This is a genomic window from Paenibacillus lautus, assembly GCF_050482385.1.
Lineage (GTDB): Bacteria > Bacillota > Bacilli > Paenibacillales > Paenibacillaceae > Paenibacillus_AQ > Paenibacillus_AQ lautus_B.
Genome location: NZ_JBCNHV010000012.1, coordinates 107095 through 123497, shown reverse-complemented (window position 1 = coordinate 123497; position 16403 = coordinate 107095). Strand labels below are relative to the sequence as shown.

Sequence of the window (16403 nt, the reverse complement as noted above, 5' to 3'; positions counted from 1 at the left end):
GCCTCCCATACAACATCTTTATAGTAAAACAGTATGGGTCGAGCTATCAGTTCTTATACTAGCCAACCATTTCAAAGACTAGATTCACTAGGAGGAACCGCCGATGAAGAAGCATTCTGACGAGAATCAACGTTTAGTGAGCGAACGCGATATTGACGAGGATTTTGGGCTCTTTGTCGAGGATTCATATCCTGACAGTATCCCGATACCAAGGCAGCATTAAACACGAGAAACCGGATGGCAGTGAAACGAGCAACCGTGGAAACTCTTCATCTTCTTTAATCCTTCACGCCGGAAATGTGAACCTCTACGTTCACCCATGTCATACCTTCCAACATACACTACACTATACGACCCTGGAAGGATGATGTTGGATATGAAAGGATTGCCGCTCCATCCCTGCGGACATAAAATCACGCTGCAGCAGCGACTGGCCTCTTTAACGGGTCATCTGGTTGAAGTCAACGCACCGAACACCGGTTTAGAACCCGGACGTTTACAGCGGGTATTTCCGAAAAATTTCATCAAGGTACATGGCGAGCTCTTTGTATCGTCCAGTCTCAACTCGGTTCGGGTATTTGATGTCAAGCCGCCGGGCAAAACGGTGCTGGTAGGTGTGCGTACCACCTTCCCTACCCGTGGTGCCTTTAAGCGGATCCGTCTGGTCAGAATCGGAGCCGATTTTATTGAATTGCTTGCCAAGGATAAGAACCGTTCCCGGATTCTGCTCCCTCTAAACAAAGTGGAGGGCATATTTCCGGCGAAGTAGAATCAGTTCAAAGTTTTCTTTCCCTTAAGCTTCCAGACTTGCGACAAGTCCGGAAGCTTATTTTTTGATATAGTGCAGGAAGCTGAACCGACTCGATCATCGCAAGGAAAACATCCTCTATATGTGGTCTGGTTTCTGTGACATTTCATCGATGAAAGCTTTAGTTATGTATACTCCGCTATTTCAATTTTCAGTACTTGTCCAACCTGTGATAAAATATGATACAGATTAAATACTTAAGGCTTGATAAGGAATAACACAGGAGGAATCGATGATGTTGAAACGCAGAACACGCTGGATGCCCGCCCTATTTGTCATTCTTGGGCTGCTGCTCGTCATGACGGCATGCGGTCAGAATGACAAGGGAGCCGAAAGCGGCTCAGGCGGCGGAACGGGCTCGACAAACGGGGCAACAGCACCCGAAGCGGAACCCCCGAAGGAGCCCGAGGTTAAGCAGAACGTACCGGACCCGAACGCCAGCCACCCTATTGTCACGATTGAGATGGAAAACGGCAAAACGATAAAGCTGGAGCTTTACCCGGAGGTTGCGCCGAATACGGTGAACAATTTCATCTCCCTCGTGGAACAAGGATTCTACGATGGGACAGGCTTTCACCGCGTCATCCCCGGCTTCATGATTCAGGGAGGCGACCCTGACGGTAACGGAACGGGGGGACCCGGCTACGCTATTCCCGGCGAATTTACGTCCAACGGCTTTCAGAATGACCTAAAGCATACGACAGGCGTATTATCGATGGCCCGGGCACAGGATCCAAACTCCGCCGGATCGCAATTCTTCATCATGGTTGCGGATGCGCCTTCCCTGGATGCCCAGTACGCATCCTTCGGAAAGGTGATCGAGGGGATGGAAACGGCTGAGGAGATCGTGGGCTTGGAGCGGGACCAGATGGACAAACCGCTTGAGGTGCCCGTCATGAAGAAAGTGACGGTTGATACACTCGGCAAGGATTATCCGGACCCCAAGAAGCAGGAATAGCATCTTTTGGGACTAGGACGGCGTCGCAAATTCTAGCAACGAAACACATGCCGGACCACTTGTGTACACAGTGACCATGGCAGATTAAACAAACACCAACGAACAAGGACCGGCACGCTATAACGAGCGTGCCGGTCCTCTTTTTTTACGTACAGCCTGTTATTGTCTCTTCTGGGTATGGGCCGGCTTCTCGATGACGTACAAGCAAGTGCTGTCAGGCAGCGTCACCGGCTTCCCATCATCATCCATGAATTCGATGCGATCAGCCAATGCCTCGGCGTATCCTTCCTGCAGATAATGCCGCTGCACGCCGATGATCGCTTCAGGACCTAACGTCCTGCGTATACATTCCGCATACTGCGTAGGCGTAAAGTAGCCAAACTGCTCCTGCACCTCATGAACAAAAGCCTCGGCCCCCCAAGTATAGGTATACAGGAACTCCATTGCATCGTTTATAGGCATGCGCACTTCCGTTTCGGACAGCTGCTCGTATGTTATGACCCGGCCCTTGAAATCGGAGGCATACCGGGTCAGCCATTCCAGCCCATCCGCCTCCAGAAAGCGAATCCTTCTCCAGATGTCCCCGGGCTCGGTCATAATCCCGTCACGGATAATGATGCGGCCGCCGGGTGCGAGTACTTCGTAGGCACTGGTCAGCGCGGCCTCCACAGTGGCCCTATTGAAGCGGGATCCGTCCATCTCGATATAAGAATACAACTCATGCAAGATCGAGGAGAAGATGACCGTATCGACACTTCCCGGCTTCACGTAGTCCCTGAGATTCAGCGCATCCCCCTTCATCACTTCCCATGCTTTGTGCTCTAAACGTTTGCGTTTCTCCAGCGCTTCAATCACGTTCGAGGAGATATCGATCCCGACCGGACGCACATGCGGCAGCCGTTCCTCGATCAGGTCAAGCAGCACGCCGCCCCCGGGACCGATATCCAGCACCGCCGTTCCCGTAATATAATCCAGAATCACTTTTTTGTAATCCCCCGTGCTGTTCATATCACTCAAATAACTCTCTTCATTATGAAACCTGTCGTAGGCGTCCCGGCGGAGACCGAACAGGTCAAACAAGAGCAGGACCGCTTTCTCATAGAGCGGCGACTTCTCCGCTTCGATGCAAAATTCAATTAATTTCTCCGCAGCTTGCGAGAATTCGAAGGTAAAGAATACCGTATCCGGCAGCTCCGGCTTCCGTTCGATCCGATGGCTCAGATGCGGGTTGGCCATCACCGGCCCGTGAAGGCAAGCCGTCCAATCCGTTTGGCGCAAATATTGCTCAATCATTCTCTTCTTATATACGTTCAGCTTCTTGACACCTTTATAATCGTAATACATATCATTCATCAGCGGCTCAAAGCTTAAGTGACTCACCGAATCCGGTAGCAGCTGATCTCGCTGCCCCTCCGCAACTTGCTGATCCGGGCTCTGCTTCTCCGAATGGAGAGCAAGCAGAAGAACCTTCACGAACTCCTCCAACGAGAAATCCTGCAGGGCAGCTTCCACATACCAGAGCGTCATATCCTGAAATCCATGCAGGGCAGCTGACAGATCACTCTGCTCACGAATCCCTTGAAGCTGCTTATCGAAGTCTTCTCCCCGGGCAATCGAAACGGACCGAAGACGGCGCAGCCTCTCCTCGTAAGTCCAATGATCCGGTACGGTCCCTTCAGCAAGATTGCGAATAAGCTGGGTTATTTCTTCCTGAACGGAATGCCAAAGCTCCTCCGATACGCCACCGATGATGCAGTGATTCAAAGGGATCAGCAGCCGGATCAACTCATCTGCGGTCAGCCGTCCTTCCTCCGTAAGCTTATGCAGCGGCAAATTTTCCTCGAAAGCGACTTCCCCTCGAATGTGTTGCCCAAGCAGTCCATGGGTAAGTATGAGTGTGTGTACCATCTCTTCATGCGGAGACAGGGTTTCATTACCGTCCCGAATATGTCTCTCGTATAGCTGGGCGGACCCGATATTATGAAGGAACAAGTTGATACCCGACTGCTGCCAGTGGAGACGCTCCCGCATCGTTCCGCCCTTGGCCGTTTCTGCCCATACCAGTACTTCCTCCAGCAGTTCTTTGATCCAATAGGAGACAGGGAGCGAATCCAGTATTTTCAACGTGCGTTCTACATAATCCAACACGGGGTTGGCATGGGCCAATTGGCCGATGGACGTAATCCGTTCCAGATTCACGATTCGTTCTTCGGCCGATACCAGTTTCATTAACCATGGATGTCTCTTGGCAGCCGCTTCATCCCCCTGCCGAAAAGCGGTTATGATGTCCAGCGCGTGCAGCATAGATTGTTCCTCCACTTCTCGAAATAATAATGAACACGCTTATGTTTTTTTCGCTGCTACGATTATAACAAATTCCTGTCGATGGATCGCAAGCATTTGGTAATAGCCGATGCTACAGGGTATACTGGTCAACGAAACCATATTTTTTTATTGATGTGAAGGAGTGAGTGTACATGAGCCTGAAAAATAAAACAGCCCTCATCACGGGTGCAGGTAAAGGGATTGGACGTGCCCTGGCGATCGCGCTTGCCAAGGAAGGTGTGCACGTCGGGCTTGTCGCCCGTACGGCTGCTGATCTAGAGCCGCTGAGCGCCCTGGTCGCTGAACAATATGGTGTCAGAGCCGTGGCCGCAGTTGCCGATGTTTCCGTACAGAGCGAGGCAGAGGCTGCTTTTGCAGCGGTAAACATGGAGCTGGGCTCGGTGGACATTCTGATTAACAATGCGGGCATTGCCCAATTCGGCAATCTGCTGGAGATGGAACCTGAAGCCTGGAAACGTATCGTCGACGTGAACCTGATGGGGACGTACTACATGACGCGCGCGGCACTGCCGGGCATGATCGAGCATAACAAGGGCGATATCATCAACATCTCTTCTACGGCCGGAGAGCGCGGATTCGCCACAGGCTCTGCCTATAACGCTTCTAAATTTGCCGTTATGGGACTGACCGAAGCCGTGCTGCAGGAGGTTCGCAAACACAACATTCGCGTGACCGCTCTGACCCCAAGCACCGTGAATACGGATCTTGCCGTCAATGCCGGCCTGAAGATCGGGGACGAGGACCGGATGCTGCAGCCGGAAGACGTAGCTGAACTTGTGCTCGCTGCACTGAAGCTGCCGCAGCGTGTATTTGTCAAAACGGCCGGAATTTGGACAACCAACCCGCAATAATGACTCGTTGACAGACGCTCCTATTGCTATAACCATTCAAGGGTGTTCCCTGGGCGTCGGCCAAGGGAACACCCTTTTTGCGTGCAGCCCGGGTGTAAAGCGATTGATTGTGGCCAGCGACAATTGTTCTTTTTTCCATACGGAATCAAGTGTCAACTATCCTTTGTCATGATATAATGACATGACGTCATACGACAGCCAGATATTTACCTTAAGCTACACTCATGGAAAGAAGATGACAACAGCATGATCGCCGACATTTTACTCGAAGTGGTACTTCCCATCTTTGTCCTGATAGGCTTTGGCATTATTATGCAATATGCCTTTAAACTCGATTTGTACACACTCGCCAAAATTAACTTTTACTACATTACGCCTGCAGCCGTATTTATGAGTATGTACGAGTCCAAAATGTCACCGCAGCTGCTGGGCATGGTGGCCTTATTCTATGCGCTCTATATCGGCGTCCTCTACCTGATCAGCATGCTGGTTGCCAAGCAGCGCAAGTTCAATCGGGGGATGAAAGCAGCTTTTACCAACAGCCTTCTGCTCGATAATTCGGGAAACTACGGCCTTCCGATCAATGATCTGGCCTTCAAGGGTGATCCGATGGCCGGCTCGGTACAAGCGCTCATCATGTCTTTTCAGAGCCTCCTTACGTTCACGTACGGAGTTATTTCCATTCAGGGAGCCAAGACCGAAGGATTATACAAACAGGCCATCATCGGATTCCTGAAAATGCCCGTTCCCTATGCCCTCGTCATCGGCATTGTGCTGCATGCCCTGGCGCTGCCGCTTCCGGTCTTTATCTCGCAGCCGCTGATGTATGCGGACCAGTCCATGGTGGCGATCGCCCTGCTGACGCTCGGCGCACAGATCATTAAATATCCGCTCCGCCTGCGCCGGCTTGATGTTTACCTCAGCGTGCTGCTGCGTCTCCTGGTCGCGCCGGCCATCGGCATTCTGATCGTGCTGCTGCTCGGCTTAAAAGGCATCCCGGCTCAAGCGCTCATCATTGCTTCAGGCATGCCGGTTGGCGTAAATTCATCCATCCTGGCGGAAGAATATCAGAATGAGCCTGATTTTGCTGCACAAACTGTCCTTATATCGACCATACTAAACGTAATTACGATTACCGGCTTAATCACATTAGCTAAATTTGTAGCTTAGCGCTAACTCATCTCTACAAGGAGGAATTTACATATGAATTTTGATCTTGCGATAGACCGAAGCTGTACCGACTGTCAGAAGTGGGACAATGTTCCCACCATCTTCGGCGTGCCCGACGCGCTTCCGATGTGGGTGGCTGACATGGATTTTGCCGCGCCGCCCGCCGTGGTAAAGGCGCTCCATCAACGGGTGGAGCATGGTGTATTCGGATATACGTTCCCGTCCGACGCTTACCGTGAAGCGATTTGCGACTGGATGAACAAACGCCACAGCTGGAGTATTCAGCAGGAGTGGATTCAATTCTGTCCGGGTGTCGTTCCGGCACTCAGCCTGATCGTGGATGCATTCACAGAGCCAGGAGATCAAGTTGTCATCCAGACACCGGTCTATCCGCCGTTCTATAGCGTCGTTCAGGACCATGGCCGTGAGCTGGTGCATAATCCGCTGCTTCGAAGTGAGGATGGCGATTACTCGATGGATTTCGAGGACTTGGAGAAGAGTTTTTCTACCGGTAAAGTCAAAATGATTATTCTGTGCAGTCCGCACAACCCGGTAGGCCGGGTGTGGACCAGAACGGAATTGGATCGTCTGGCTTCCCTCTGCCAGCAATACGATGTGCTTGTTGTATCCGATGAAATCCATGCAGATCTGGTGTTTGAATCCGGTACGCATACGCCATTCGCCGCTCTGTCCGAGGATGCTGCCGAGCGTTCCATCATCTGCACCGCCCCAAGCAAGACCTTTAATATCGCCGGTCTGAACACGGCGAACATCATCATCTCGAATGCGCAGCTGCGCAGCAAGTTCCGCAAAATACTGAACCGTTACGCCATCGGCTCCATTACACCGATGGGCGCCGCCGCTACCGAGGCCGCTTACCGTGAGGGCGGACCATGGCTGGATGAACTTCTGATTTACATCCGCGAGAACATGGAGCTGGTTTCGAATTACGCCCAGGAGCATCTGCCCGAGCTGAAGGTGGTTATACCGGAAGCGACTTACCTGCTGTGGATTGATTTCCGCGGAATGGGCATGTCCCACGAAGAGTTGAACCGCTTCCTCGTTCATGAAGCGAAGCTGGGATTAAACAGCGGTGCCGCCTTTGGCAAGGAAGGCGAAGGTTTCATGCGCATGAACCTGGCCTGCACGCGCGCCACTGTTCAGGAGGCGTTGTCTCGCCTGCATAAAGCTGTCGAGAAATTGCGGAAAGCATAAAAATTCACAAGATCGGGAATGAAATGATAAATGGAGTCACGCCTTAGGCTGACTCCATTTATTTATTTTTGATAACGGCCGCCTTTTGTTAGATTCACATCTAATATTATTACTACCGAGCATTCGTTACCGGGATTTATTGTCCGAAACAGAGAAGTGGTTAACCAGATCATATCCGACGAGTGAATTTTATAATTTATTATATTTATAATTGATGGAGGAATAATCCTCTTAAATTACATGCTGCGTAGAAGTTATCTCACCGTAACGCCACACTTGGGCAGCTGCGCCGATGACACCTGCATCACTGCCAAAGTTAGCAGGCATAATCCGGCAGCAGCTTCTCATATACGAAGAAGTCCTGACATCGACCTCCTGGTCAAGCGCCTGCAAAAAACGAGGACCCGATTCCGCCACGCCGCCGCCGATCACGACAACCTCCGGATTAAATGCATGAATATAACCGGCGACAGCCGCTCCCAGTGCTCGGATGACAACCCGCATCACCTCCGTGGCCGACGGATCATCCCGGTGCCAGGCCTCAATAATATCCCGGGCATTAGGTTTCCATTCATATGAAACGCTTTCATTCTTCTGCATCTCAAGCCCTAATCTGGCAATGCCGCTGCCTGAAGCATACAGCTCAATGCAGCCGTTATTTCCGCAGCTGCAGCGAGGACCGTTAATGTCAATACTGACATGGCCAAGCTCCGCTGCCCCGCCAAAAACGCCTCGAAGAAGACGTCCTGATTCGATAACGGCACCACCAATCCCCGTGCCAAGCGCAAGACATACAAAGTTATCGCAATCCTTGCCAACACCGTACATTTTCTCGGCAATCGCTATAACATTAACATCATTGTCAACATGCACCCGGGTATCGTAACGATCGGATACCTGTCGTCTAATCTCCATCCCCGTCCAACCCGGCAACGTATCTCCCGCGTATAGAACGGTCCCTTCCCGAAAATCAATTTGGCCTGCGCTGCCGATGCCGATCCCCTGCACCTCTTCCTCTGAACCGACGGATTCCATCATCATGTCGATGCCAAGCAGGACTTTGTTCATAAGCTGCTCCGGCCCTTTGCCGGCCTCGGTAGGCATCAAATGCCGGTTTATGATCTTTCCTTCTCTATCAATGACTGCAAACTGGACTTTCGTTCCCCCAATATCAACGCCGATCGCGTAACTCATGGTATGAAAACACTCCCTTCAGTGATCAATAAAACGGATGATAGATTCATCCCGTGCTCCGCCCGAAGATGAAATCGATTCCCAAGGATCGATTCCCTAATACAGCTTATCCACAACGGACCTCGCGGTTTTCTCCAACGACTTCGAGGCATCCTCTTTTTTCATCGTTAAGAGCGTTGTAAGAATGTTCAACATATATGTCTGCATGAACTTTGTTGCCAGTGCTCCGCCCTCTGTCGGCATTTCCCTGGAAGATACAAGAAGAACCGTATCCGCGTATGTAGCAATCGGGGAACGGAGATGTCCGGTCAAACAGATGACGTCCGCTCCATTCTGCTTCGCTTCCTTCACCGGATCCACCAGGTCACGCGTGCTGCCGGAAGTGGAAATGGCGAATACGAGATCGCCCTTCTTGACCAAGGAAGCGGACATGGCAATAATATGCGAATCCCGGTGCGCCTCCACATTAAGCCCCAGTCTCATCAGCTGGTAATGCAAATCCAGTGCCGTTATGCCTGAAGAACCCACGCCATAGACATACACTTTGTTTGCGGCCAGCAGCTTATCCACCGCCATCTTTAGATTGTCGGTGTTAACCAGATCCAGCGTATTCTTAAGTAAAATTTCATGCTGCATGGTCAGCTTGCGCGCCACCGTCATCATGTCATCCTGCTCATCGATGGCAGTATCCACTACAGATGGAGGACGGTCCACCAAATCCTGTGCAACGGACAGCTTGAATTCATGAAATCCCCGAAACCCCAGCTTGCGGCAGAATCGAATGACGGATGTCTCGCCGACCCCTGCCTTCTCAGACAAATCCGTTACGGTGGCGAGCACGGTTTCCTCAGGGTAACTTTTCACGTAATCAGCCACTTTTTTCTCCGTCTTGGTCAGGGAAGAATAAATGCTTGATATCATTAGCAGCGAGTTGGATTGATTCAGTCTTGGGCCAACTCTTCCCATTCCACATCCCTCATTTCTCTCTAACTGGCAAAAAAAGAATATTTTCTCCTTAATTATATATTAAAAAGGAGTTTTCTTTCAATCACGAAAAACCGGCTTTTGACGCACTTTCTCTAAAGACAGACACATATAGCAGAAGGTTTCCTTACGAGATAAGGAAGGTAAGCTCTTGGAATTTATACGTTCTTATCTCTTAAAAAAGAAGCTGTCAGCATCCTGTGAATCGGATCTGCAGCTTCGATCATCGTTGTTAACTGTTATCCTCTTCCGATCCTCCGATCGAGCAGTCTTACATCATGCTTCCAGTGTCGTCTGTACCTGAAGTCAGCCCTTCAATCGTTACCGCTCCATTCAGACTGTCGCCGGTCACCTGTCCCCGCTCCATCTGATAACCTGCATCCAGCATCGAACCATCCAACTGATGAAGCTGCTGGCTGACTTGGTCCATCTGCTGGAACAGCTGACGATGTTGATAAGCTTCGGCGTACTCGCTCTGCTGCGCAGTCTCGTCCATTTGCTCGAATGCCGTTTTGTTCTCGCCCAGCACTTGGCGGTACTGCTCCGCCGTAGCGGTTCGGATATCCTGCACCGCGTTCATCATCCCATGCAAAACCATCCGGCAATTCACCAGTTCCTGGCGGACGGCAGCAGAAGTTTCAGGCGTAACCGCAGCCTGGGCGCTTTGAAGCTCGGCTTGGATCTGGCTGAGCTGGCTTACGATCATCCCAACTTCGTTCATTCCCCCGCTTTGCGCTGCCGTAGTCAATTGGCCCGATAGCTGGTTGAGTCTCATCGACATATTTTGAATATCGCTCATTGCAATCCCCCCTTTTTTCGGATAGCGACCATTTTAATGATTAGGATGCGATAAACCATGGATTGCTATTCATGTCGATATCTGGTCAGGAGGCCCCCGTCTGTTGGAATACAGGGCGGGATGCCGATATAATAGAGTAAGCCATTATATGAAAGTAGGTAGATTAAAGAATTCGCATGATCAAACGCAAAAAAACGACACTTTTCCTAATTGCTGCCTTATTACTCGCCATATTTTATATGCAGCTGCAAACCTCCATACCGGGATTCATCAACGATCTTGATTTTAATAGCAAAGAAACCCCTGAAGTCTCCCAACTCCACCCGTATGTATTGCAGCAAAAGAACGAGCTTGTCCGTCTCACCAAGAAAAAAGGAATACCGATCATCATAACGGATGGTTACCGCAGCCATGAAGAGCAGACCCGCATCTACAATCAGGGCCGCAGCACCGAGGGAGATATCGTGACGAATGCCAAGGCAGGAGAATCCCTCCACAACTATGGACTTGCGATTGATTTTGCGCTAAGACTAAAGGATGGAAGCATCATCTGGGATATGGAATATGACGGGAACGGAAACGGCAAGGCCGACTGGATGGAGGTTGTGGAGATTGCCAAAGATTTAGGCTTCCAGTGGGGCGGGGATTGGGCCAACTTCCCGGATTATCCGCATCTACAGATCGATTTTGGACTGACGATCCGTGATTTGAAACGGGGAAAGCTCCCTCCCATGGACGCTTCCGAGACTTTGGAAGCAAAGTGAACGGCTATAGCAATTTGAAGAACTCGATAGGTACGGTATGTCCAGATAAGCACAGCCGGATCCTATATCTAGAATATTAACGGACACCATCGACGTTATTTACGTTTTTATGCCGTATTCTCAGAATAGAACGGACACCAAAGTCGCTATTCTACTAAAAATATAGTTTATCTCCGCCTTTAATCGTAAATAAGAGCTCCCATGTCCGTTACGGTGAGAACAGAGTCTGTTTCTAACGAAATAACGTATTCTGAGTCCGTAAGAATTAGTGGAATTTTGGTATTAGGCATCATCTTTTATTGAGCATCAAGGTTCGCATTCTTTAGTTATACGCAAGATAATGACTTACGCATCAGCGTTTAGATCAAGGTCGACCAGATCCTCTGGTCGGCCTTTTTGACGTTGTTCTCTGGAAAAGCGTCTTAATGGATTTGTGACATCCAACCAAATGCTTGACATTCGATTCACCTTTTGGTTATATAGTTATATATATGAGTATATAACCTTAACAGGACATGAAGATAAGGCGGTGATTCTTATTGAGCGGTACCGTGCATCCAGATAATAAGCCCCTGTTCATCCAGATCAAGGAGAAGATCGAGGACCAGATCGTAAATGATCTACTGCTTGAAGGTGAGCAGGTTCCCTCCACGACGCAGCTCTCCCAATTTTACAAAATCAATCACATCACGGTGTTAAAGGGCATCAACCTGCTGGTTGATTCCGGACTTATCTATAAAAAGCGAGGTGTCGGCATGTTTGTTGCAGAGGGGGCCAAGGAAATGCTGCTCCAGACCCGAAAGAGTGCATTTGCGGAACATTATGTGATGCCTATGGTACAGGAAGCAGACAAACTCGGCTTGTCCACGGATGAGCTTTTTCAAATCATAACCCAGTTAAAAGGAAGTGACCTCCATGAATCTTGATGTTCAGTTTGACCGTCTTTCGGTGGTATACGGTGACCTCGAAGCCGTCCGCAATGTTTCGCTTCATCTCCCGGCCGGCAAAATTTATGGTCTCCTGGGGCGTAACGGAGCAGGCAAAACCTCACTACTGTCTGTTCTTGCTTCATTTCGTGAACCCTCATCGGGATCGGTTACGATTGGCGGCGAGCAGCCGTTCGAAAATGCCAAAATCATGAGAGAAGTCTCCTTCATCTACGATGTCGACTATAAAGACGAGACGGATAAGATCAAGGTAGCGATTGAATCCGTAGCCCGGCACCGGCCCCATTTTGATACCGGGTACGCCCTTGAGCTCGCACGCAAATTCAATTTACCCTTGGGTAAACAGCTGAAGCAGCTTTCCAAAGGGATGCAATCCGCTTTTAACGTATGCATCGGACTTGCCAGCCGCTCGCCAGTTACCATATTGGATGAAGTTTATCTCGGCATGGATGCGCCGTCACGCGAAATTTTTTACCGGGAACTGCTGGAAGACCAGGAGCGCCATCCCCGTACGTTCATTCTCTCCACCCACCTGGTTTCGGAGATGGATTATCTGTTTGAAGAAGTCATTATCATTCACAAAGGCCAGTTCGTGCTGCAAGACGATTATGAAAGCCTCACATCCCGAGGCGTTTCCGTTACGGGCCCGGCGGCAAAGGTAGATGAATTCATCCAGGGGATGAAGGTGCTCAACGTGCAGCAGCTCGGTTCTACCAAAGCCGTCATGGTCTATGGGGAATTAAACGAGGCATCCCAGCTAGCCGCACATCGGGCAGGCCTTGAGATCGGGCCGATCTCGCTCCAGGACTTGTTTATCCATCTGACGGGGGAGGAATATTCCGCATGAAAAAGACGTCATCGGCCGTAACCAGAGTATCGACGGACATGTTTATTCAGCAAGGCAGCTGGGCCTTGGGATTTCTAGCGATTGTGCTGCTGATCTATTTTGGAGTCGGCATCGGCAACAGCATTGGTGTCAATGTTCGCGAAGGAATCGCAGAGAAGGACTTCTTCTCCATCGCTTACCGCTCAACCAAAGGATTTATGCTTGTCATCGGCATCATTTCGGCCTACGGCTTTCTAAGCTATTATGTAAGACACGGGATTACGCGCAAAGATTTCTTCAATGGAGCCGCTGTGGCTGCCGTCTATCTGTCATTGGCCTTTCCCGTCGTGGTGGGTCTAATCAATTGGATCATCGGGATGGTTACCTCCCATGATGCCGGCAACACCTCGCTGCTGCAGGAGTTTGATAACAACTGGCTGCTGACACTTGTCTCCTATGGCGTCCAAATCTTTACCTATTATCTGATGGGATGGATGATTGGCTCCGGATTTTACCGGTTTGGCTGGATTCCGGGCTTGGGGTGGATCGCCGTAGCCCTCGTGTTGATCGGCTTCATGGATGCATTGTGGCAATTCGAGCTGGCTTCCATATGGGAACAGTGGCTACCGGTCACAACAGCCTTTTCCGTCACGCTGCCGGTTTCTCTTGCAGGCTCCGTGGCCATCATCCTGATTGCACTGATTCTGATTCGACTGATCACCCGAAGAGTTACAATTAAAATTAGATAAGCAACAAAGAAAAATGGCTGATCCAAGGGGAGCAACAGATCTACCCCGGAGTCAGCCATTTATCATGTACATTGTTTTAAATTAAGCAGCACTGCTCTTCTTTTTATTGTAAATATCGAAGGCTACCGCTGCGAGGAGAACCAGGCCCTTGATTCCTTGCTGCCAGTCGATGCCAAGACCTACAAGCGACATCCCGTTATTGAGCACACCCATGACGAGACCGCCGATGATGGCGCCAAAGACCGTACCGATCCCACCGGTAGCCGAAGCGCCGCCGATGAAGCTCGCCGCGATGGCATCCAGCTCAAAGTTCGTGCCGGCTCTTGGCGTCGCCGCGTTCAAGCGGGCGGCAAAGATCAACCCGGAGATCGCTGCCATCACGCCCATGTTGACGAATACCCAGAACGTGACCTTCTTGGTTTTCACGCCGGACAGCGCCGCCGCTTTCTCGTTGCCGCCAAGCGCATAAATATGACGGCCCATCACGGTTTTGTTCATCACGAAGGAATAGATGATGATCAACACCAATAGCAGAATCAGAATGTTCGGCAGGCCGGCATAACTGGCCAGCATGAACGTAAAGGCATTGATCACCGCCGCAATAAGTACAAGCTTCAAGAGGAACAAGCCATTTGGCAATACTTCGAAGTTGTATTTTTTATGCGATTTTCGCTCGCGAAGCTCATTGATCAGGAAAATAACCGTAAAGACGATCCCAGCCAGAATCGCGATCAGATTGGTGCCGGTGTTACCGAAATCCGGAATAAAGCCGGAGCTCAGTTTCTGGAAACCTGAAGGAAAGGGCGCAATCGATTGACCTTCCAGCACAATCATGGTTAGACCACGGAACAGCAGCATTCCCGCAAGAGTTACGATAAAGGCCGGTATCCTTACATAAGCCACCCAGAACCCCTGCCAAGCACCGATCAGGCCCCCGACGATCAGAGACACGATCACCGCAATGACCGGATGCAGCTGCATATCCACCATCATAATCGCGGCCACTGCACCGACGAAAGCAGCTACCGAACCGACCGACAAATCAATATGCCCCGTAATAATGACAAGCACCATGCCGATGGCAAGTACGAGGATATAGCTGTTCTGGAGAATCAGGTTTGTGATGTTGATCGGCTCCAGCAGCAGCCCGCCCGTAATGATCTGGAAAAATATCATAATAACAACAAGGGCGATGATCATCCCGTATTGGCGGATGTTGTTTTTGAACATTTTTTTGAGTGTTTCCATGCTTAAGCCCCTCCGTTCTTGGTCATGTATCTCATCAGGGTTTCCTGCGAAGCCTGCTCTCTGCTAACCTCACCGGTTATCCGTCCCGCGCTCATGACATAAATCCGGTCGCAGATCCCTATAATCTCCGGCAGCTCCGAGGATATGACAAGCACGCCCTTCCCCTCATCCGCCAGCTGGTTAATGATCGCGTATATCTCGTATTTGGCCCCAACGTCAATCCCCCGTGTCGGCTCATCCAGGATCAGAATGTCCGGCTCGGCATAAATCCATTTACTTAGGACGACCTTCTGCTGATTCCCCCCGCTGAGGTTTCCCGCCTTCTGGAGAATGTTCGGCGTTTTGATCTTGAGCTTCTTCCGCATGTCCTCCGCCACGAGTATTTCTTCCTTATCATCAATGACCATGTTCCTCGCAAGCTTGGACAGTCCGGTAAGCGAGATGTTGCGCTTGATATCGTCCATGAGGATCAACCCGTATTCCTTACGGTCCTCGGTCACGTAAGCTAAGCCGTTATCAATGGCTTCGGTAATGGATTGATTCCGGATTTCCTTCCCGTCTTTGCGCAGCGTTCCGGTAATATTCCGGCCGTAAGCCTTACCGAAAATACTCATCGCAAGCTCGGTCCGGCCCGAACCCATCAGCCCGGCAATGCCCACGACTTCCCCACGGCGTATATTCATGCTCACGTTGTCAATCACTTTGCGGCCTGCTTGCAGCTCGTGATATACCGTCCAATCCTTAATCTCCAGAATGACTTCCCCGATCTTCGGTGTCCGCTCCGGATAGCGGTTCGTCAAATCCCGGCCGACCATGCCGCGGATGATCCGTTCCTCGCTCACCTCGCCGCCCCTCATATCCAGCGTTTCGATGGTTTGACCGTCACGCAGAATCGTAATGGAATCCGATACCTTCGACACCTCGTTCAATTTATGGGAAATCAGGATGCAGGAGATTCCCTGTTTCTTGAATTCCAGCATCAGCTCCAGCAAATTCTCGCTGTCGTCCTCATTGAGCGCCGCCGTCGGTTCGTCCAAAATAAGCAGCTTCACCTTCTTGGATAAGGCCTTCGCAATTTCGACCAGCTGCTGCTTGCCGACGCCGATACTGCCGACCTGTGTGTTCGGATTCTCGCTGAGCCCCACCTTATCCAGCAGCGCTTTGGCTCCCATCATCGTCTCATTCCAGTTCATGATGCCCTTCTCGGCACGCTCGTTCCCCAAGTAAATGTTCTCGGCAATCGACAGATAAGGAATCAACGCAAGCTCCTGATGGATGATGACGATGCCCAGGTCTTCGCTTTGCTTGATATTTTTAAATTCGCAGACGCTACCTTTGAACAAAATATCTCCCTCATAGGAGCCGTGTGGATACACGCCGCTCAGCACTTTCATCAACGTGGATTTGCCCGCTCCGTTCTCCCCGCACAGGGAATGGATTTCACCTTCGCGAACTTTCAAATTCACGTTATCCAGCGCCTTCACCCCGGGAAACGCTTTCGTAATGTTCCGCATTTCAAGAATGTACTCTGACATCTGGCTTCA

Annotated in this window: 15 protein-coding genes; 9 read left to right on the top strand and 6 right to left on the bottom strand. The window is 50.5% G+C overall.

The window, feature by feature from the left end:
• Nucleotides 1-376: 376 nt before the first annotated feature.
• Complete coding sequence (locus ABEW73_RS15855; RefSeq protein ID WP_430169854.1) at nt 377-769, top strand: hypothetical protein; 393 nt, start codon at nt 377-379, stop codon at nt 767-769.
• 274 nt (nt 770-1043) lie between these two features.
• Nucleotides 1044-1766, top strand: coding sequence for a peptidylprolyl isomerase (locus ABEW73_RS15850; RefSeq protein WP_215159677.1), 723 nt, complete (start codon nt 1044-1046; stop codon nt 1764-1766).
• A 159-nt stretch (nt 1767-1925) separates the two neighbouring features.
• On the opposite strand, the gene ABEW73_RS15845 is transcribed toward ABEW73_RS15850, so the two are convergent.
• Nucleotides 1926-4070 (bottom strand): class I SAM-dependent methyltransferase, encoded by a 2145-nt coding sequence (locus tag ABEW73_RS15845; RefSeq protein ID WP_430169856.1) that lies wholly within the window; start codon nt 4068-4070, stop codon nt 1926-1928.
• 173 nt (nt 4071-4243) lie between these two features.
• Here ABEW73_RS15845 and ABEW73_RS15840 point away from each other — a divergent pair, with 173 nt between their 5' ends.
• The 3 genes from ABEW73_RS15840 to ABEW73_RS15830 all read left to right on the top strand — a co-directional run bounded on the left by ABEW73_RS15840 (nt 4244) and on the right by ABEW73_RS15830 (nt 7348).
• Nucleotides 4244-4963: a 3-ketoacyl-ACP reductase gene (locus ABEW73_RS15840; protein WP_098742445.1), complete on the top strand. Its 720-nt coding sequence runs from the start codon at nt 4244-4246 to the stop codon at nt 4961-4963.
• Between the two features lie 246 nt (nt 4964-5209).
• Nucleotides 5210-6133: an AEC family transporter gene (locus ABEW73_RS15835; RefSeq protein ID WP_430169858.1), complete on the top strand. Its 924-nt coding sequence runs from the start codon at nt 5210-5212 to the stop codon at nt 6131-6133.
• 33 nt (nt 6134-6166) lie between these two features.
• Nucleotides 6167-7348, top strand: coding sequence for a MalY/PatB family protein (locus ABEW73_RS15830; RefSeq protein WP_430169860.1), 1182 nt, complete (start codon nt 6167-6169; stop codon nt 7346-7348).
• A 231-nt stretch (nt 7349-7579) separates the two neighbouring features.
• Here the strand turns inward: ABEW73_RS15830 and ABEW73_RS15825 are convergent, their stop codons facing one another.
• The 3 genes from ABEW73_RS15825 to ABEW73_RS15815 form a co-directional block, all read right to left on the bottom strand.
• Entirely contained in the window at nt 7580-8542 is a 963-nt protein-coding gene (locus tag ABEW73_RS15825) for an ROK family protein (RefSeq protein ID WP_430169862.1), read from the bottom strand.
• A gap of 96 nt (nt 8543-8638) precedes the next feature.
• On the bottom strand, nt 8639-9508 hold the full coding sequence (locus tag ABEW73_RS15820; RefSeq protein WP_430169864.1) for a MurR/RpiR family transcriptional regulator: 870 nt from the start codon (nt 9506-9508) through the stop codon (nt 8639-8641).
• 289 nt (nt 9509-9797) lie between these two features.
• Nucleotides 9798-10325 (bottom strand): hypothetical protein, encoded by a 528-nt coding sequence (locus tag ABEW73_RS15815; protein WP_430169866.1) that lies wholly within the window; start codon nt 10323-10325, stop codon nt 9798-9800.
• A gap of 176 nt (nt 10326-10501) precedes the next feature.
• On the opposite strand from ABEW73_RS15815, the gene ABEW73_RS15810 reads away from it, so the two are divergent.
• The 4 genes from ABEW73_RS15810 to ABEW73_RS15795 all read left to right on the top strand — a co-directional run bounded on the left by ABEW73_RS15810 (nt 10502) and on the right by ABEW73_RS15795 (nt 13611).
• On the top strand, nt 10502-11089 hold the full coding sequence (locus ABEW73_RS15810) for a M15 family metallopeptidase (RefSeq protein WP_430169868.1): 588 nt from the start codon (nt 10502-10504) through the stop codon (nt 11087-11089).
• 539 nt (nt 11090-11628) lie between these two features.
• Nucleotides 11629-12015, top strand: a complete 387-nt coding sequence (locus ABEW73_RS15805; protein WP_430169870.1) for a GntR family transcriptional regulator — start codon at nt 11629-11631, stop codon at nt 12013-12015.
• The gene (locus tag ABEW73_RS15800) at nt 12005-12883 is read left to right on the top strand and encodes an ATP-binding cassette domain-containing protein (protein ID WP_430169872.1); all 879 of its coding nucleotides are present in this window, start codon (nt 12005-12007) and stop codon (nt 12881-12883) included. Before ABEW73_RS15805 ends, ABEW73_RS15800 begins: the two co-directional genes overlap by 11 nt.
• Entirely contained in the window at nt 12880-13611 is a 732-nt protein-coding gene (locus ABEW73_RS15795; RefSeq protein WP_430169874.1) for a Tat pathway signal protein, read from the top strand. The genes ABEW73_RS15800 and ABEW73_RS15795 overlap by 4 nt, the downstream gene beginning before the upstream one ends.
• Nucleotides 13612-13692: 81 nt before the next feature.
• Here the strand turns inward: ABEW73_RS15795 and mmsB are convergent, their stop codons facing one another.
• Together mmsB and mmsA are read right to left on the bottom strand one after the other, a co-directional pair.
• Entirely contained in the window at nt 13693-14859 is a 1167-nt protein-coding gene (gene mmsB / locus ABEW73_RS15790; RefSeq protein WP_215159694.1) for a multiple monosaccharide ABC transporter permease, read from the bottom strand.
• Nucleotides 14860-14861: 2 nt separating this feature from the next.
• Nucleotides 14862-16394, bottom strand: coding sequence for a multiple monosaccharide ABC transporter ATP-binding protein (gene mmsA, locus ABEW73_RS15785; protein WP_430169876.1), 1533 nt, complete (start codon nt 16392-16394; stop codon nt 14862-14864).
• Nucleotides 16395-16403: the final 9 nt, after the last annotated feature.